The organism is Micromonospora sp. NPDC049151 (assembly GCF_040648395.1).
Taxonomy (GTDB): Bacteria; Actinomycetota; Actinomycetes; order Mycobacteriales; family Micromonosporaceae; genus Micromonospora.
Map to the genome: position 1 here is coordinate 1 of NZ_JBEZDP010000020.1, position 17,910 is coordinate 17,910.

The 17,910-nt window shown below is 75.9% G+C and carries 14 protein-coding genes, 1 rRNA gene and 1 pseudogene; 14 read left to right on the forward strand and 2 right to left on the reverse strand.

All coding sequences use genetic code 11. The annotated features are described in order from the left end of the window. A 5S ribosomal RNA gene (gene rrf / locus AB0B20_RS21550) occupies window positions 1–89 on the forward strand; the annotation flags it as partial. Window positions 90–183: 94 nt separating this feature from the next. On the opposite strand, the gene AB0B20_RS21555 is transcribed toward rrf, so the two are convergent. Continuing rightward, window positions 184–1,938, reverse strand: a complete 1,755-nt coding sequence (locus AB0B20_RS21555; RefSeq protein ID WP_357472843.1) for a hypothetical protein — start codon at window positions 1,936–1,938, stop codon at window positions 184–186. Here AB0B20_RS21555 and AB0B20_RS21560 point away from each other — a divergent pair. Together AB0B20_RS21560 and AB0B20_RS21565 are read left to right on the forward strand one after the other, a co-directional pair. Further along, window positions 1,915–2,526, forward strand: a pseudogene (locus tag AB0B20_RS21560) (Replicase polyprotein 1ab); the annotation flags it as partial. The gene AB0B20_RS21555 and the pseudogene AB0B20_RS21560 overlap by 24 nt on opposite strands. 503 nt (window positions 2,527–3,029) lie before the next feature. Beyond that, on the forward strand, window positions 3,030–4,100 hold the full coding sequence (locus AB0B20_RS21565; RefSeq protein WP_357472848.1) for an HAD-IIA family hydrolase: 1,071 nt from the start codon (window positions 3,030–3,032) through the stop codon (window positions 4,098–4,100). A 12-nt stretch (window positions 4,101–4,112) separates the two neighbouring features. Here the strand turns inward: AB0B20_RS21565 and AB0B20_RS21570 are convergent, their stop codons facing one another. Next, window positions 4,113–4,448 carry an SCP2 sterol-binding domain-containing protein gene (locus AB0B20_RS21570; protein ID WP_357388290.1) on the reverse strand — a complete coding sequence of 112 codons (336 nt, stop codon included), beginning with the start codon at window positions 4,446–4,448 and terminating at the stop codon, window positions 4,113–4,115. A 111-nt stretch (window positions 4,449–4,559) separates the two neighbouring features. On the opposite strand from AB0B20_RS21570, the gene AB0B20_RS21575 reads away from it, so the two are divergent. The 11 genes from AB0B20_RS21575 (at window position 4,560) to AB0B20_RS21625 (ending at window position 17,860) form a co-directional block, all read left to right on the forward strand. Continuing rightward, window positions 4,560–5,219, forward strand: a complete 660-nt coding sequence (locus tag AB0B20_RS21575; protein WP_357472851.1) for a hypothetical protein — start codon at window positions 4,560–4,562, stop codon at window positions 5,217–5,219. After that, window positions 5,216–5,443, forward strand: coding sequence for a hypothetical protein (locus AB0B20_RS21580; RefSeq protein ID WP_073831637.1), 228 nt, complete (start codon window positions 5,216–5,218; stop codon window positions 5,441–5,443). Before AB0B20_RS21575 ends, AB0B20_RS21580 begins: the two co-directional genes overlap by 4 nt. Window positions 5,444–5,464: 21 nt before the next feature. Then, window positions 5,465–6,313, forward strand: coding sequence for a TlyA family RNA methyltransferase (locus tag AB0B20_RS21585; protein WP_357388296.1), 849 nt, complete (start codon window positions 5,465–5,467; stop codon window positions 6,311–6,313). Further along, window positions 6,310–7,194: an NAD kinase gene (locus tag AB0B20_RS21590; RefSeq protein WP_013285580.1), complete on the forward strand. Its 885-nt coding sequence runs from the start codon at window positions 6,310–6,312 to the stop codon at window positions 7,192–7,194. The genes AB0B20_RS21585 and AB0B20_RS21590 overlap by 4 nt, the downstream gene beginning before the upstream one ends. A gap of 531 nt (window positions 7,195–7,725) precedes the next feature. After that, window positions 7,726–9,483, forward strand: a complete 1,758-nt coding sequence (gene recN / locus AB0B20_RS21595; RefSeq protein WP_357472855.1) for a DNA repair protein RecN — start codon at window positions 7,726–7,728, stop codon at window positions 9,481–9,483. Window positions 9,484–9,601: 118 nt separating this feature from the next. After that, window positions 9,602–10,780, forward strand: coding sequence for a putative cytokinetic ring protein SteA (gene steA, locus AB0B20_RS21600; protein WP_357472858.1), 1,179 nt, complete (start codon window positions 9,602–9,604; stop codon window positions 10,778–10,780). Window positions 10,781–10,808: 28 nt separating this feature from the next. Next, window positions 10,809–11,750, forward strand: a complete 942-nt coding sequence (locus AB0B20_RS21605; protein ID WP_357388302.1) for a copper transporter — start codon at window positions 10,809–10,811, stop codon at window positions 11,748–11,750. A gap of 60 nt (window positions 11,751–11,810) precedes the next feature. Beyond that, entirely contained in the window at window positions 11,811–12,674 is an 864-nt protein-coding gene (locus AB0B20_RS21610; protein WP_357472861.1) for a hypothetical protein, read from the forward strand. A 1-nt stretch (window position 12,675) separates the two neighbouring features. Continuing rightward, window positions 12,676–14,373 (forward strand): lipid II flippase MurJ, encoded by a 1,698-nt coding sequence (locus AB0B20_RS21615; protein ID WP_357472864.1) that lies wholly within the window; start codon window positions 12,676–12,678, stop codon window positions 14,371–14,373. After that, a complete protein-coding gene (locus tag AB0B20_RS21620; protein WP_357472867.1) occupies window positions 14,370–15,503 on the forward strand; it encodes a glycosyltransferase family 4 protein in 1,134 nt (377 codons plus the stop codon). The genes AB0B20_RS21615 and AB0B20_RS21620 overlap by 4 nt, the downstream gene beginning before the upstream one ends. Then, complete coding sequence (locus tag AB0B20_RS21625; RefSeq protein WP_357388310.1) at window positions 15,503–17,860, forward strand: hypothetical protein; 2,358 nt, start codon at window positions 15,503–15,505, stop codon at window positions 17,858–17,860. Before AB0B20_RS21620 ends, AB0B20_RS21625 begins: the two co-directional genes overlap by 1 nt. Window positions 17,861–17,910 lie beyond the last annotated feature (50 nt).

The following is a 17,910-nucleotide window of genomic DNA, read 5'->3' on the forward strand; positions in this document are numbered from 1 at the left end:
CCGGTCACATTCCGAACCCGGAAGCTAAGCCCTCCAGCGCCGATGGTACTGCACTCGGGAGGGTGTGGGAGAGTAGGACACCGCCGGACAATCTTCCAGTCGAGGGCCGCCCCAGCAGGGGCGGCCCTCGACTGCGTTAGCGTTCTCGGCGGAAACGCCATCAGGAAGGATGTACCTGTGAGCTCAGGACCCCAGGGCGGGGACCGCCCCCGTCGTTACGAGGATCGCGCCGACCGCGGCCAGGGGCGTGGTGACGCCGGCCGCGACGGCCGTCGCGATGACCGTCCCTCGTACCGGGGCGGCCGCGACGACCGCCCGGGCGGCTTCCGTGGTGGCGATCGCGACAGTGGCGCCCGTGGCGGCGCCCGTCGCGAAGGCGGCTTCCGTGGCGGTGACCGCCGTGAGGGTGGTGCCCGTGAGGGCGGTTTCCGTGGCGGTGACCGTCGCGAGGGCGGTTTCGGCGGTGGTGACCGTCGCGAGGGTGGTGCCCGTGAGGGCGGTTTCCGTGGCGGTGACCGCCGTGAGGGCGGTTTCGGCGGTGGTGACCGTCGCGAGGGCGGTTTCCGGGGCGGCGACCGTGAGGGTGGCTTCCGGAGTGGAAACCGTGAGGGTGGCTTCCGGAGTGGAAACCGTCCGGGCGGTGACCGTCGCGAGGGCGGTTTCCGGGGCGGCGACCGTGACAGCGGTTTCCGCGGCGGGGAGCGTCGCGAGGGTGGATTCCGTGGCGGTGACCGTCGCGAAGGCGGCGCGCGTGACGGTGGCTTCCGCGGGGGCGACCGCCGTGAGAGTGGTGGTTTCCGGGGCGGCGACCGCCGCGAGGCGGGTGCCCGTGACGGTGGTTTCCGTGGCGCTGAGCGTCGTGAAGGCGGCTTCGCCGGTGGCGATCGTCGCGAAGGCGGTTTCCGTGGTGGTGACCGTCGTGAGGGCGGTTTCCGTGGTGGCGACCGTGAGGGTGGCTTCCGGAGCGGGGGCCGCGAGGGCGGCGACCGCCGCGAGGGCGGTTTCCGGGGCGGAGACCGCGAGGGTGGCTTCCGGGGCGGCGAGCGCCGTGAGGGTGGTTTCCGTGGTGGCGACCGCCGTGAGGGTGGTGCCCGTGAGGGCGGCTTCCGGGGCGGGGACCGTCGCGAGAGCGGCGCCCGTGATGGTGGTTTCCGAGGCGGTGACCGTCGCGAAGGCGGTTTCCGTGGTGGCGACCGCCGCGAGGGCGGTTTCCGTGGTGGCGACCGTGAGGGTGGCTTCCGGAGCGGGGGCCGCGAGGGCGGCGACCGTCGCGAGGGTGGCTTCCGGGGCGGCGAGCGCCGTGAGGGTGGCTTCCGCGGTGGTGACCGTGACGGTGGCTTCCGTGGTGGAGACCGCCGCGAGGGTGGTGCCCGTGACGGTGGTTTCCGGGGCGGTGACCGTCGTGAGGGCGGTGCCCGTGACGGTGGTTTCCGGGGCGGTGACCGTCGTGAGGGCGGTGCCCGTGACGGTGGTTTCCGGGGCGGCGATCGTCGTGAGGGCGGTGCCCGTGACGGTGGTTTCCGGGGCGGCGATCGTCGCGAAGGCGGTTACCAGGGAGGCGACAACCGCCGGGAGAGCTACGCCGGCGGCGACCGTCGCGAGGGCGGTTACCAGGGAGGCGATCGCCGTGAGGGCGGCTTCCGTGGTGGCGACCGTGACGGTGGCTTCCGGCGCGACGATCGTCGCGACGACCGGCGGCCGGGCGGCTTCCGGGGCGAGCGCGACAGTGAGCGCCGTGGCTACGGCGACCGGCCGGGTGGCGACGACCGCCGTGGCAACTACGGCCCGCAGCGGGAGCGCCGGGACGAGCGGGGCGAGGGGCGTACCGGCGAGGCGCCGGAGCTGCCGGACGACATCGTCGCGAGCGACCTCGACTCGGCCGTGCGGGCGGAGCTGCTCTCCCTCGCCAAGCCGGTGGCGGAGACCGTCGCCCGGCACCTGGTCGCGACCGGTCTGCTGATCGACGAGGACCCGCAGCTGGCGCTGGCGCACGCCATGGCGGCCCGCCGGCTCGCCTCGCGGATCGCCGCCGTGCGGGAGGCCGTCGGACTGGCCGCGTACCACGCCGGTGAGTGGCAGACCGCCATCGCCGAGCTGCGGACGTACCACCGGATGAGCGGGCTGCAGAGCCACCTGGCGGTGCTGGCCGACTGCGAGCGGGCGCTGGGCCGGCCGGAGCGGGCCATCGACCTGTTTCGCGGCGCCGACCGCGACAAGCTCGACCAGGCCGTCGCGATCGAGCTGCTGATCGTGGCTGCCGGGGCGCGTGGCGACCTCGGGCAGAAGGACGCCGCGGTGGCGATGCTCCAGGTCCGCGAGCTGACCGGCGACTCGACCGAGCCGTGGGCGGCGCGGCTGCGCTACGCGTACGCGGACGCCCTGCTGGCGGTGGGCCGGCGCGAGGAGGCGCGGGAGTGGTTCTCCCGGGCCGCCGACGTCGACTCCGAGGGTGAGACCGACGCCGCCGAGCGGCTGCTGGAGCTGGACGGCGTGGTCATCGAGGGCGACGACGAGCCGGAGGACGACGCGGACGCGTCCGAGCCGTCGGCCGGGGCCGCCCGCGACAATGACGACGACGAGGATGACCTCGACGACGACGACGATGACGACGATGACGACGACGACGATGACGATGACGATGACGATGACGATGACGACGATGACGATGACGACGACGACGACGACGACGACGACCTCGACGACGAGGATGACGACGACCGGGATGACGACGCGCGGCTGAGCGAGGACGACTCCGCCTCGGGTGCGGGCGGGGACGCGGCGCGGGCCGGCTACCGGGACCGGGACGCCGGCGATCTGGACGACGACGAGCTGACCGACGCCGAGGCCGGCTCGCTCGCGGCCGGCACCACGGCGGCCACCGCCGAGGCACCGACCACGCCGGCCACGACCACGCCGGACACCGGCGTGGCCGCCGACGGCCCGGCGGCCGACGTCACCCCGGCGGACGAGGCCGGCCGGTCCGCGCCGGGTGACGCCACGGGCGGCGAGGGCGAGGCGGCGGAGCGCCGATGACCGGGTACGCCGGTGACACCGCCTCCGGCGCGGATCGGGGAGAACCCGACCGCGCCGGGGCGGGCGGTCGGCTGGTCGACGCGTACTCGCTCGTGGTCTTCGACCTCGACGGCGTGATCTACCTGATCGACCGGCCCATCCCCGGCGCGGTCGAGGCGGTCGGCCGGCTGCACGCCGAGGGGCGCGCGGTCGCGTACGCGACGAACAACGCCTCCCGCCGCTCCAGCGAGGTGGCCGACCTGCTCACCGGCATGGGCGTTCCGGCCGAGCCGGCGGAGGTGCTCACCTCCGCGGCCGCCACCGCCGAACTGCTCCGCGACCGGCTGCCCGAAGGTGCGCCAGTGCTCGTGGTCGGCGCGGAGGCGCTGCGCGCCGAGCTGCGCGCGGTGGGCCTGCGGCCGGTGTCCACTGCCGACGAGGAGCCCGCCGCGGTGGCACAGGGCTACGGCCCGCAGGTCGGCTGGTCCGACCTGGCCGAGGCGTCCCTCGCGGTACGCGCGGGCGCGCCCTGGTACGCCACGAACACCGACCGCACGCTGCCCAGCCCGCGCGGCCCGCTGCCGGGCAACGGCTCGCTCGTCGCGGTGCTGCGTACCGCGCTGGGCCGCGACCCCGACGTGGTGGTGGGCAAGCCGGAGCCGGCGCTGTTCACCACCGCCGCGCGGCGGGCCGGGGCCGGGCGCACCCTCGTGGTGGGCGACCGGCTGGACACCGACATCGAGGGCGCCCGCCGGGCCGGGCTGGACAGCCTGCTGGTGCTCACCGGTGTCAGCGACGCCGCCGAGTTGCTGGCCACGCCGCAGGAGCGTCGCCCCGCGTACGTCTCGTTCGACCTGGCGGGTCTGTTCGACCCGGCCGCTGTGGTGGCCGTGCCGGGCCCGGAGAACGCGGGCGGCTGGGCGGTGACGGAGTCCGGCGGGGATCTCGTGCTCGACGGCGCGGGACCGCAGCTGGCGGCCCTCGCCGCGCTGTGCGGGGTGGCCTGGTCGACGGCGGCCGGGCCGCGCGTGCGGGCGCAGTCCCCGGCGGCGGCCGAGGCGCTCGCCGCGTTCGGCCTCGACGGCTGAGGCGCCGGCCGCTCAGAGCAGCTTGCGGAGCTTCATCAGGTCGAACGGGTTCGCCTTGATCGAGACCCGGCGGGAGGCCACCGCCGACATCACGTCGAGCCGGCCGTGCACCAGTGCGACGAGGTCGTCGCTGCCGGTGGTCAGCGCGATCTTCGCCTTCGGGTCGTCGCCGTCGGCGAGGTCGACCAGCCGGCCACCCTCCAGCCGCCCGTGGAACGCGGTGCCGAGGTCGGTGATCCGGCAGGCCAGGGTGCGGTCCAGGTCGATGCGCCCCTGCGCCTCGGCGTTGCGGTCCAGCCGCGCGGCCAGGTCCTGCAACGCCTGCCGGCACTCGTCCACGCTGGCCACATCGTCTCCTCACCACGAACCACGCCGTTCCCGGCACCGTACCGCAATGGGACGTCCGGGGTCCCCGGTAGCGTGGCACCTGCACACCTCGCCCCGCGGAAGGACTCAGGCATGCAGGACGCGTGGCGCGCCTACCTCGAGCTGGCCATGGGCCTGACGGAGGCGCCCCGGAAGAAGGCACAGGACGCGGTCATGCGCGTCGTCGGCCAGGGCGGCGCGACCGCCGCCCAGATCCAGACGCTCGCCGAGGAACTGGTGGCGACCGGCCTGGCGAACCGGGAGTCGCTGACCAAGCTGGTCCGCTTCGAGGTGGACCGGGCACTGGGCGCGGTCGGGCTGGCCACCGCCGACGAGGTCGCCGAGCTGACCCGCCGCGTGCACGACCTGGAGCGGCAGTTGCGTGAGGCGCGCGGCCACCTCGGGCCGGGCGAGACGGCGCCCGCCACGCCGTCCGGACTCGCCACCGCGCCGTCGGGGGCGACTGCCTCTCCGCAGACCGGGCCCGCGCACGCTGAGTCGTCCGAGGCAGCACCGGCCGGGACCGAGCCGCCGACGAAGACGGGCTCGCCCGCCGCGTCCTCCCCGGCGACGACGCCGACGAAGGCCCCCGCGACGACTCCGACGAGGGCGGTGGCGAAGAAGACGGTGGCCAAGAAGGCGATCGCGAAGAAGCCGCCGGCCACCGTGGCCCGCACCCCCGCCGACGGTTCGCCCGCCGCGCCCGCCCGGCCGGCGAAGAAGGCCACCGGGCGCCGGGCGGCCGGCTCGTGACCGCGCCCCGGCCCGGCCCGCCGCCGGGCCCGCGGCCCGGGCCACCCCCGGGGGTACGGCCCGCGCCGGTCGAGGAGGTCGGCGAGGCCCGGCACCCGGCGGTCGACGCCGCGGTGCTCGGCATGGCCAACGCCGAGGCGCTCGCCCCGGCCGACCAGATCGCCCAGTACGAGGCGGCGTACGAGACGCTGCGCGAGACCCTCGCCACCATCGACCAGGCCTGAGCAGAGGCGGAGACACACCTGATGGCTCGTCGTACCCGGCTGGACGCCGAACTGGTCCGGCGCGGGCTGGCCCGCTCCCGGGAACAGGCCGCCGCGCTCGTGGAGGCGGGTCGCGTCCAGTTGCGCGGAGTGCAGGCGCGCAAGGCCGCCGCGATGGTCGACCCGGCCGATCCACTGCTGGTCACCGGCGAGGACCCGGCCGACGCATACGTCTCCCGGGGCGGCCACAAGCTGGCCGGCGCGCTCGCCGCGTTCGCCCCCGGCGGGCTGACCGTCACCGGCCGGCGCTGCCTGGACGCCGGCGCGTCGACAGGCGGTTTCACCGACGTGCTGCTGCGCGGCGGCGCCGCCGAGGTGGTCGCCGTGGACGTCGGCTACGGGCAGCTCGCCTGGTCGCTGCGGACCGACGAGCGGGTCCGGGTGTTCGAGCGCACCAACGTGCGTACCCTCACGCCGGAGGCGATCGGCGGCCCGGTCGACCTGACGGTGGCCGACCTGTCGTTCATCTCACTGCGGCTGGTGCTGCCCGCGCTGGCCGCGTGCACCGGCCCCGGCGGTGACCTGGCGCTGATGGTCAAGCCGCAGTTCGAGGTCGGCAAGGAGCGCGTCGGCGCCGGCGGCGTGGTCCGCGACCCGGCGCTGCGCGCCGAGGCGGTGCTCGACGTGGCCGCGACGGCCGCCGGCCTCGGCCTCGGCCTGGCCGGCGTGGCGGCCAGCCCGCTGCCCGGCCCGAGCGGCAACGTCGAGTTCTTCGTATGGTTGCGCGGGGACGCGCCCGCCGCGGACCCGGAGCGGGTCCGCGCGGTGGTGGCCGCCGGCCCGCAGGGCGCCGCCGCGACGGCGGCCACGACCGAGGAGGTGTCCGGGTGAGCCGTACCGCCCTGCTGGTCACGCACACCGGCCGTCGACGCAGCACCGAGCACGCCCGCGCGGTGGCCGCCGACCTGATAGCCGCCGGTTTCGAGGTGCGGGTGGTGGCCGAGGAGGCCGACGACCTGGACCTGCCGGGCGTGGTGCCGGTGACCGGCCCGGAGGCCGCCGAGGGCGCCGAGATCGTGTTCGCGCTCGGCGGGGACGGCACGTTCCTGCGCGCCGCCGAGCTGGCCCGACCGGCCAAGGTGCCGCTGCTCGGCATCAACCTGGGCAAGGTCGGCTTCCTCGCCGAGGCGGAGATCGACGACCTGGACACCGCCGTACGCGACGTGGTCGACCGCAACTACACGGTGGACGAGCGGCTCACCCTCGACGTCACCGCCGAGTTCGAGGGCGGGCCGACAATCGAGTCGTGGGCGCTCAACGAGATCAGTGTGGAGAAGGGCGAGCGCGCCCAGATGCTGGAGCTGCTCGTGGACGTGGACGGCCGGCCGCTGTCCCGGTACGGCTGCGACGGCGTGATCTGCGCGACCCCGACCGGCTCGACCGCGTACGCGTTCTCCGGCGGCGGGCCGGTGGTCTGGCCCGAGGTGGAGGCGCTGCTGCTGGTGCCGATCAGCGCGCACGCGTTGTTCAGCCGCCCGCTGGTGACCGCGCCCACGTCGACGTTCGTCATCACCGTCGACCCGTTCACCACCCTGGCGGTGCTCTGCTGTGACGGCCGGCGCGTCTACGACCTGCCGCCCGGCGCCCGGGTCACGGTGCGCCGGGGCACGCTGCCGGTGCGCATCGTGCGGCTGCGTGCCCGCCCGTTCACCGACCGGCTGGTGGCCAAGTTCGACCTGCCCGTACAGGGCTGGCGGGGCAACCGCCGCTGACCAGCGGCTCAGCGGAAATTCTCCGTTCGGCCCACCGGCCCCGGCGCTCGCGCGCGTTACGGTGGGCGTACGGGCCGCGAAGAGGTGAGTCCGGGCGCGGCGGTGAGGCCCGTCGTTTCCCGGATGCGGCCCGTCTGTCGCGGGCTCGGCCAGGGGGTGGTCGGGACCGCGACGGTCGGGACGCCGGAGCGTCGTAGCCGGCCCGCGGCGGGCGGACCGGCACGCCGAGTCCGGTCGGGTGTCGACCCCGGCCGGGCCGACAGGTCGCAGGGCCGCCGCCGGAGGAAGCGGCGGCACGCGAACTGGGCGACGCGGTCTCCGGCGTCCCGGCCCCACTCCGTCGTGCCCGTGTCGACCTGGCGCCGATGCGGCGTCCCGGTGACCCGGCGGCGGGCCGACAAGGACGACCTGGGCGCACTGTGGACGTCGCCGCGGGACGCGCCGCATCGGCACGGGCTGAACCGTACGGGTGCCCGCGCCCCGCCCGGCCGGCTGGTCAACTGTCACACGGCGGGGCTACTGTCGGGTGCTGTGCTGGAAGAGCTGCGCATCACCGGACTGGGCGTCATCGAGGACACCACGCTGCCGCTGGCCGCGGGGATGAACGTCATCACCGGCGAGACCGGCGCCGGCAAGACCATGGTGGTGACCGGCCTCGGCCTGCTCTTCGGCGGCCGCGCCGACGCCGGCCGGGTGCGCGCCCAGCCGGGCCGCGCGGTCGTGGAGGGCCGGCTGCGGCTGGGCGGCCGGGTGGCCGAGTCGGTGCACGCCCGGATCCTCGACGCCGGTGGCGAGCCCGACGAGGACGGCGCGCTGCTGCTCAGCCGCACCGTCACCATCGAGGGCCGCTCGCGCGCGCACCTGGGCGGTCGCGCCATGCCGGTGGCCACGCTCGGCGAGGTCGGCGAGCAGGTGCTGGCCGTGCACGGCCAGTCCGACCAGCTGCGCCTGCTGCGCCCGGCCGAGCAGCGCGCCTCGCTCGACCGGTTCGCCGGGCCGGAGCACGAGAAGCTGCTCGACGCGCTGCGCGAGACGTACGCCAGGTGGCGCACAGTCGTCGACGACCTGGCCGACCGGCGGCGCAACGCCCGGGAGCGCAACCAGGAGGCCGACCTGCTGCGCCTGGGCCTGGACGAGATCACCCGGGTCGACCCGCAGCCGGGGGAGGACGAGGAGCTGAAGGCCGAGGCGCAGCGGCTGGAGCACGCCGAGGGGCTGCGCACCGCCGCGCAGGTGGCGCAGCAGTGCGTGGCCGGTGGCGTGGAGCCGGCCGACGAGACGCCGGACGCGAGCGCGCTGCTCGGCACCGCGCGGCGCACCCTCGAGGCGCAGGCCGGCACCGACCCGGCGCTGGGTGAGCTGGCGGCCCGGCTGGAGGAGGCGGCCACGCTCGTCACCGACGTGTCAGCGGAGCTGTCGGCCTATCTGGCCGCGCTGGACGCCGACCCGGCCCGCCTGCAGACCGTCTACGAGCGGCGGGCCGCGCTGCGCGGGCTGACCCGCAAGTACGCCGACGACGTCGACGGCGTGGTGGCGTGGGCCGAGCGGGCCCGGACCCGGCTGTCCGATCTGGACACCTCCGACGAGTTGCTGGACGAGCTGGACCGCGAGGCGACCCGGCTCGCCGGTGAGGTGGCCGACCTCGCCGGCCGGCTGTCGGCGTCCCGGCGGGAGGCAGCGGTCCGCTTCGCCGAGGAGGTGACCGTCGAGCTGGCCGGGCTGGCCATGCCGCACGCCCGCATCGAGGTGGCGGTGCTGCCGCGCCCGGCGGGCCGGTCCGAGCCGAGCCTGCCGGTCAACGGCGTCGAGACCGGCGTCGGCGCGGACGGCGCCGACGAGGTGGAGCTGCGGTTGCTGGCGCACCCGGGCGCACCGGCGCTGCCGTTGCAGAAGGGTGCCTCCGGCGGCGAGCTGTCCCGGGTGATGCTCGCCATCGAGGTGGTCTTCGCCGGTTCCGGTGGCCCGCCCACGCTGGTGTTCGACGAGGTCGACGCGGGGGTCGGCGGCCAGGCCGCGGTGGAGATCGGTCGCCGGCTTGCCCGGCTGGCCCGCAGCCACCAGGTGCTCGTGGTCACGCACCTGCCGCAGGTGGCCGCGTTCGCGGACCGGCACCTGGTGGTGGCCAAGGACATCGGGGGAGCGGTCACCACCAGCGGGGTGCGTGTGGTGGAGGACACCGAGCGCGCCCGCGAACTGGCCCGGATGCTCGCCGGTTTGCCGGACTCGGATCTGGGTATCGCCCACGCCGAGGAACTCCTGGCCGTGGCGGCCAAGGAAAGGCGTCCGTGATACCCCGATTGTGAGCGCAAGCACACCGGCGCGGGTCCCGGTGTGCTTCCCTGGGTAGGCGGCCCTGCTCAGGCATGTCGCGACAGCAAAACCTGCCTCACATGCCAGGATGGTCACGATGCGTCTACCCACACTGCGCCGGAGCCGGAACCCGGAGCCGGGCTCCATCGTCGGCACCGCGCGCCTGGACCGCCGGACGAAACGGCTGGTCGGGCGGCTGCGGCCCGGCGACATCGCGGTCATCGACCATGTCGACCTGGACCGGGTGGCGGCCGACTCGCTCGTCGCGGTGGGTGTGGCGGCGGTGCTGAACGCGAAGCCGTCGGTCTCCGGCCGCTATCCGAACCTCGGGCCCGAGGTGTTGGTCTCGGCCGGCATCCCGCTGCTGGACGATCTCGGCGAGGGCGTCTTCGAGCAGGTCCGCGAGGGCGACCGGGTCCGCATCGAGGGCAACACCGTCTTCGCCGGCGAGGAGCCGGTCGCGCACGGCTCACTGCAGGACGCCGAGACCGTGGCCAAGTCGATGGCCGACGCCCGGGAGGGCCTGTCGGTGCAGTTGGAGGCGTTCGCCGCCAACACGATGGACTACCTGCGGCAGGAACGCGACCTGCTGCTCGACGGCGTCGGCGTGCCGGAGATCCAGACCCAGATCCAGGGCCGGCACTGCCTGATCGTGGTGCGCGGCTACGACTACAAGGCCGACCTGGACGTGCTGCGCCCGTACATCAGGGAGTTCAAGCCGGTGCTGATCGGCGTGGACGGCGGGGCCGACGCGCTGGTCGAGGCGGGCTACACGCCGGACATGATCATCGGGGACATGGACTCGGTCACCGACGACGTGCTGCGCTGCGGCGCCGAGGTGATCGTGCACGCCTACCCGGACGGGCGGGCGCCCGGTCTGGCCCGGGTCAACGGGCTCGGCGTGCCGGCGATCACCTTCCCGGCGGCGGCCACCAGCGAGGACCTGGCCATGCTGCTGGCCGATGAGAAGGGCGCCTCGCTCCTGGTGGCGGTGGGCACCCACGCCACCCTCGTCGAGTTCCTGGACAAGGGACGCGGGGGCATGGCGTCGACGTTCCTGACCCGGCTCAAGGTGGGCGGCAAGCTGGTCGACGCCAAGGGCGTCAGCCGGCTCTACCGGCAGAGCATCTCCGGGTCGTCGCTGCTGCTGCTGGTCCTGTCGGCGCTGGCCGCCATGGCCTCCGCCGTGGCGGTCTCCACCGTCGGGAAGGCGTATCTGGGCGTGGTCTCCGAATGGTGGGACAATTTCGTGTTCCAACTCGGCCAGCTCTTCTAGCCCTCCCGACGATCAAGAGGCTGCAAGCGTGATCAACTTTCGTTACCACGTGGTGTCCCTGACCGCGGTGTTCCTGGCACTGGCGATCGGCCTGGTGGTCGGCACGGCCGCCCTCAACGGGCCGGTCGCCGACTCGCTCCGGGAGCAGGTGAACGGCCTGCGTAAGGACAACTCGCTGATGCGCCAGTCGGTGAACAGCATGCAGAAGCAGTTGGAGACCGAGGAGGACTTCGCCGGCGAGATGGCCCAGCTCGTCCTGCCCGGCAAGCTGACCAGCCGCCGGGTGCTGGTGCTCACCCTGCCGACCGGCCGCGACCAGGCCGACGGCGTGGTGAAGATGCTCCAGACCGCCGGCGCCGACATCACCGGCCGGATCAACGTCCAGGACAAGTTCGTCAACCCGGACAGCAACAACAACCTGCTGGAGCTGGCGGTCACCGCGGCCCGGCCGAACAGCGCGCCGACCGGCAACCTGCCCGGCAACGGGCACGGCGTGGAGACATCCAGCGCGCTGCTGGCCAACGTGCTCGTCGACCGCCCTGCCGGAAGCCCGCCGGTCAGCGAGGCCGACCGGCGTGCCGTGCTGGAGCAGTACGCCACCGCCGGGTACCTCACCCCGGCGGACCGGATCTCCACCGCCGCCGAGGCGGTGGTGATGGTCACCGGCCAGCCGTACGTGGACAAGGACTCGGCGAAGAAGGACGAGTCGGTGGTGAAGATCGCCGAGCAGTTCGACCGGGCCGGCGCGCTGGTGGTGGCCGGCATGGGCTCGACCGGCGGGAACCTCGTCTCCGTGGTCCGCGGCGACCCGGTGCTGTCGCAGACCATCTCCACCGTCGACAACGCCAACACCGTGCAGGGTCAGCTCGCCACCAGCCTCGCCCTGGCGGAGCAGCTCACCGACAAGAAGACCGGCCAGTACGGCGTGGGCGACAACGCCGCCACCCGGGTGCCTACACTGCCCCGGTGACCGCTCCGGGCCGCCCGGTCCGTGCCGCGTCGCGTTCGAAGTCCGGATCGAGGAGGTCCCGTGAGACTGGGTCGGCTGCTGGCCGTGGGCGCGGGCGCACTGGCCGCCCGCTACGTGCTGCGCCAGACGCGCACGTCGCCGGGCGGGCCGGCGCTGGAACGCGCCAACTACCGGGGCCGCACGGTGACCCTGGCCGCCGGTCCGGCCCTGGCCGTCGGCGCGGCCACCGGCGCCGCGCTGGGCGCCGGTAGCGCACCGGCCGGCGCCGCCGCGCTCGTCGCCGGGCTCGGCGCGGGCGCTGTCGGCCTCTACGACGACGTGGTCGGCGCCCGTCCCGAGCAGAAGGCCGCCAAGGGCTTCGCCGGGCACCTCGCCGCGCTGCGCGAGGGGCAGATCACCGCCGGGATGGTGAAGGTCGCCGGGGTGGGCGTGGCCGGGCTGGGCGCCGCGGCGCTGCTGGCCGCCGACCGCCGGGTCGCCGCGCACCCGCGCCGCCGCAGCGCCGGGGCGTTCGGCCGCGGGGTCGACGTGCTGCTCGGCGCCGGCGTGGTGGCCGGCACCGCCAACCTGGTCAACCTGCTCGACCTGCGGCCCGGCCGGGCGCTGAAGTCCGGCATGCTGCTCGGCGTGCCGCTGACCACCGGCCCGTACGGCGGCGTCGCGGCGGGCGCTGTCGGCGCCTCGGCGGCACTGGTCGGCGACGACCTCGGCGAGCGCGTCATGGTGGGCGACAGCGGCGCCAACGCCCTGGGCGCGCTGCTCGGGGTGAGCCTCGCCGCGCGTACCGGGCCACTGGGCCGGGCCGGGGTGCTGGCCGTGCTCGCCGCGCTCACCGCCGCCAGCGAGAAGGTCAGCTTCACCCAGGTGATCGCGTCCACGCCCGGGCTGCGGCATCTCGACGAGCTGGGCCGGCTCTCGGACTGACGTGACGAAACCGGCTCCTCTCGCCGCCGCCGGCCGGGTCGCCGGGGCGGCCGCCCTCATCGCCGTCCTCACCGTGGTCAGCCGGCTCGCCGGCTTCGGCCGGACCGCCGTGTTCACCTGGACGCTGTCCACCAGCGACCTCGGCGGCGCCTACGTGGTGGCGAACTACGTCCCGAACTTCATCTTCGAGATCGTCGCCGGTGGCGCGCTCGCCAGTCTCGTCGTACCGCTGCTGGCCGGCGCGGTCGAGGCGGGTGACCGGCGGGCGGTGGCCGCCACGACGGGCGCGCTGCTGACCTGGACCTTGACCCTGCTGGTTCCGCTGGCCGTGCTGGTGGCGGTGTTCGCCGATCCGCTGCCGGGCCTGATCGGCAACGGTCTCAGCACGGCCCAGCAGGAGTCCGGGGCGCGGATGCTGCGCGTGTTCGCGCCGCAGCTGCCGCTGTACGGCGTGGGCATCGTGCTGACCGGCGTGCTCCAGGCGCACCGCCGCTTCGCCTGGCCGGTGATCGCGCCGCTGCTGTCCAGCGTCACTGTCATCGCCGTCTACCTCGGCTTCACCGCCACCGAGGGGCGGCTGGCCACGATCGGCGAGGCCGGGCGCGGCGGCGAGTTCCTGCTGTCCGCCGGCACCACGCTCGGCGTGGTGGTGCTCTCGCTGTCGCTGCTGATCCCGCTGCGCCGGCTGCGGCTGCGGATCCGGCCGGGCTACCGGTTCCCGGCCGACGCGCGGGCCCGGGTCGGCGGTCTGGCGGTCGCCGGGGTGGTCACCGTGACCGCGCAGCAGATCGCCCTGGTGGTCGCGCTCAACCAGGTCACCTACGGCCGGACCGCCGACGTCGGCGTCTACAACCTGGCCCAGACCGTCTACTTCCTGCCCTGGGCGGTGCTGGCGGTGCCCCTGGCGGTGGCCGCGTACCCGACGCTCGTGGCGGCCCGGGCCACCGGCGACGAGCGTGCCTACCGGGAGACGCTGGCCCCGGCGGTACGCGGCGTCGTGCTGCTCAGCCTGCTCGGCGCCGCCGCGCTGGTCGGCACCGCCATTCCGGTCGGGCACTTCTTCTTCGCCGACCCGCTCGACGCGCGTACCGCGGCGGCCGCGATCGCCGGGTTCGCGCCCGGCCTCGTCGGCTACGGCCTGTTCGCGGTCCTCACCCGCGCCCTGTACGCGCGCGGCGAGACGCGCCGGGCCACGGTCGCCACCGCGCTCGGCTGGCTCAGCGTGCCCGCGCTCGCCGTCCTCGCCGCCCAGGCGCTCCCGCTCGCCGACCGGGTGCTCGCGGTGACGCTGGCGAGCTCCGCCGGGATGCTGCTGCTCGGCGTGCTGCTGCTCGTCGCGGTCCGGCGGGCCGCCGGTGGCGGGGCGCTCGCCGGTGCGGGCCGGGCCGGCGCCGCCGGGCTGCTCGCCGCCGTCGTCGCGGCGGCCGGCGGGACGGCCGTCGCGGCGGGACTCGCCGGGCTCGGCGACGGCACCCCGACGACACCGCGGGCGCTCGCGCAGGGCATGCTGTCCGGGGTCGTGGTCGGTGTCCTGTTCCTGGCCGTCGCCTGGCTGACCGACGCCCGCGACCTGCGGCCGCTGCTCGCGGCCGTGACCCGCCGGCTACGCCGGCGACGCCCGGCCGGCGGGGACGACGGCCCGCCGGCGCAGCAGCACCCCGGCGAGCGGGGTGACGGAAGGGAGACCGTTTCCTCATGACGGACGCCTCGCCGGCACCGCGCTGGCCCGGGTCGGTGGCCCTGGTGCTCGCCTCCAGCACCGGCGGGGTCGGGCAGCACGTGCGCTCGATCAGCCGGGGGCTGACCGAGGCCGGCGCGTCCGTGCTGGTCTGCGGCCCGGCCGCCACCGAGGAACAGTTCGACTTCACCGCCGCCGGGGCCCGGTTCGCGCCGGTGGAGATCCCGGCCAGCCCCACGCCGGGCGACGCGCGCGCGGTCACCGCGCTGCGCCGGGCGCTCGCGGACACACCTGTCGACGTGGTGCACGCGCACGGGCTGCGCGCCGGCCTGGTCGCCGCGCTCGCCCGCCCCGCCGCGCCGCTGGTCGTCACCTGGCACAACGCGGTCCTCGCCGGTGGCCTGCGCGGCGCGGTGTCCCGGCTGGTCGAGCGGGTCGTCGCCCGGTCCGTGCGGGTCGCCCTGGGCGCCTCCGCCGACCTGGTCGACCGCGCCGCCGCGCTCGGCGCCGCCGACGCCCGCCTGGCCCCGGTCGCCGCGCCGGTGCTGCCCGCGCCGCGTCGCCGCCGCACCGCGGTACGCGCCGAGTTCGGCGTCGCCGCCGACCGTGAGCTGATCCTGTCGGTGGGCCGGCTGCACCCGCAGAAGCGGTACGACGTGCTGATCGACGCCGCCGCCCGCTGGCGCACCCGAACCCCCGCCCCGCTCGTGGTGATCGCCGGCAGCGGTCCGGCGTACCTGCCGCTGGCCGCCCGGATCTCGGCCGCCCGCGCGCCGGTGACGCTGCTCGGGCACCGCACCGACGTGGCGGACCTGCTGGCCGGCGCCGACCTCGCCGTGGTGACCAGCGACTGGGAGGCCCGACAGTTGTTCGCTCAGGAGGCGCTGCGGGCGGGCGTGCCGCTCGTCGCGACCGCCGTCGGCGGGCTGCCGGACCTGGTCGGCGACGCCGCCGTGCTGGTGCCGCCCGGTGACGTGGACGCCGTCGACGCGGCGGTGCGCGACCTGCTCGACGACCCCGTACGCCGGGCCGAACTGGGTCGCCGTGGGGTGGCGCGGGCCGCGACCTGGCCCACCGAGGCGGACACCGTGGCCGCGCTCGCCGGCCTCTACGCCGAGCTGACGCCCCAGCTGTCGACCGGGAACCGCTGATGCTGCGCCGACTGACCCCGGTCCTGCTGACCCTGATCGTGGTGGCGCTGGGCATCACCGCGCTCTCCGCCCGTCCGGACGACGGCGCGTCCCGGCCCGGCGCCGACTTCGTGGTGCTCGTCGGCGCGGCGGGCCTGCGGTGGGACGACGTCGACCCGGAGAACACGCCGACGCTGTGGCGGATGGCCGAGCAGGGCGCGATCGGGTCGCTCTCGGTGCGCTCCGCGCACCGTCCCACCTGCCCGGTCGACGGGTGGCTCACGCTCGGCGCGGGGAACTACGCGGCGTGGCCCGGCGCCCGCCCGGGTGGCGGCTGCCCGGCCACCTCGGTCACCGTCGAGCGGCCCGACGGCATCGGCGCGAACCTGCCCGACCAGGCCGGCGCGGTGGCGCACAACCAGGACCAGCTCTCCTGGGGCGCCACGCCCGGCGCGCTGGCCGAGTCGGTGCGCTGCTCGGTGGCGGTCGGGCCGGGCGCCGCGGTGGCCGCCGCCCGCCCGTTCGGGCGGGTCGACAGGTACGCCCCCACGCTGCCCGAGGACCCGGCGGAACTGCTCGGCTCCTGCGTGCTGAGCATCGTCGACATCGGCACCGTCGACGACGACGACCGAGCCGTACGGGCCGTTCAGGCGCGGCAGGCCGACGCCCGGCTGGCCCGGGTGCTGGCCGCCCGGCCGCCGCGCTCGCTGGTGCTCGTCGCGGGCGTGTCCGACACCGACTACCCGGCGCGGCTGCACGTGGCGGTCGCCGACGGCCCCGGCTGGGAGGGTGGCTGGCTGACCTCGCCGAGCACCGCCCGGTCCGGCTACCTGCAACTGATCGACCTGGCCCCGACGGTGCTCGCGGTGCTCGACAAGCCGATGCCGGACCGGGCGTTCCTCGGCCGGCCGGCGGTGACCGTCGACGACCGGCCGGACGACCTGCGGGCCGCGATCGAGGCGCCCGCCGACGCGGACCGGGAGGCCGCCGCCCAGCGCCGCGTCGCCGGCTGGTTCTTCACGCTGCTCGCCGCCGCCCAGCTCGCCCTCGCGGTGGCGGTGCTGCCGCTGCTGCGCCGGGCCCGCCGGCACGCCGGACCGCACGGGCCGGAACCGGTGTCCCGGCGGATCGTCGCAGTGGTGGAGCTGCTGCTGATCGCGGTCGCGCTGGCAGTGCCCGCGGCGCTGCTCGCCGACGCCGTGCCCTGGTGGCGGGGGGACCACGCCGGCCTGTGGTACGCGTCGGTGACCGCGCTGCTCATCGTCGGCGGCACGGCCCTGGTCCGGTTCACTCCCGGCCACGAGCGCACGCTCGGCCCGCTCGGCGCCGTCGCCGGGCTGGCCACGCTCGTCGTGGGTGTGGACGTGCTCACCGGCTCCCGGTTGCAGCTCAACGGCGTGGTCGGCTACTCGGCGCTGGAGGGCGGCCGGTACGCCGGTCTCGGCACCGTCGGGCTGGGCGTGTTCATCGCCGGGGCGCTGCTGAGCGGCGGCTGGCTCGCCCAGCGGTTCCGCAAGGGCTGGCGGCCGATGGTGATGGTGACCGTCGGCGGCCTGGCCGTCGTGATAGTGGGCAGCCCGTACCTGGGCGCCGACTCGATCGGGGCCATCGCGCTCACCGCCGGGGTGAGCGTCGCGGCCGCCATCTGCACCGGCGGCTGGCTCACCGTGAGCCGGCTGGCCTGGGCGACGATGGCCGCGCTCGCGGTCACCGTCGGCTTCGCCCTGGTCGACCTCGGTCGCCCGGCGGCCGAGCGGGGCAGCCTGGGCCGGTTCCTTGCCGCGCTCGGCGACGGCACCGGCGGGCTCACCGTGCACCGGTCCGGCAGCTCCAACTTCCAGACGCTGGTGAACAGCCCGCTGACAGTGCTGGCCCTGGCCGGGGCCGCGCTGGTCTGGCTAGCGCTGCTGCAGCCGTGGGGCGGGCTGATGCGGCTGTTCGGCATCTACCCGGCGATCCGGGCGGCGATGGCCGGCACCGGCGTGGCCGTCGGGCTGGGCGGCGTACTCGGCGGGCGGGCGCTGGACGTGGCCGGCGCGGCGGCGGCGCTCGTGGTGCCGATGGCGGCCCTCGCCGCGCTGCGGGTGCTGGACCACTCCACCGACCGTACGGTGCCCGACAGCGGGCGTCCCGGCGGGGAGACGGGCGCGGTCCCACCGGGCGGCGGGCCGGGCGGTGGCGGCGCGGCCGGTGACGGTTCCGGCGGCGACCGGGCGGCTGCCGACGGCGCGGCCGGGGCGGGCGACGGCCCGGGGGAGACCGGGAAGCCGGCCGGGCGGGACTCCGCAGGCGAGGAGGCGCCGGAGGGCCCACGTGCCGCCGGTGCGCGGATCCCCGCACAGCCGGCCCCGGCGTCCACCGAGATCCCCGCCGGCTGAACCGGACCGTCCGGGCCGCAGTGCCGGGTCGCCGCGCCGGGCCGGAGAGG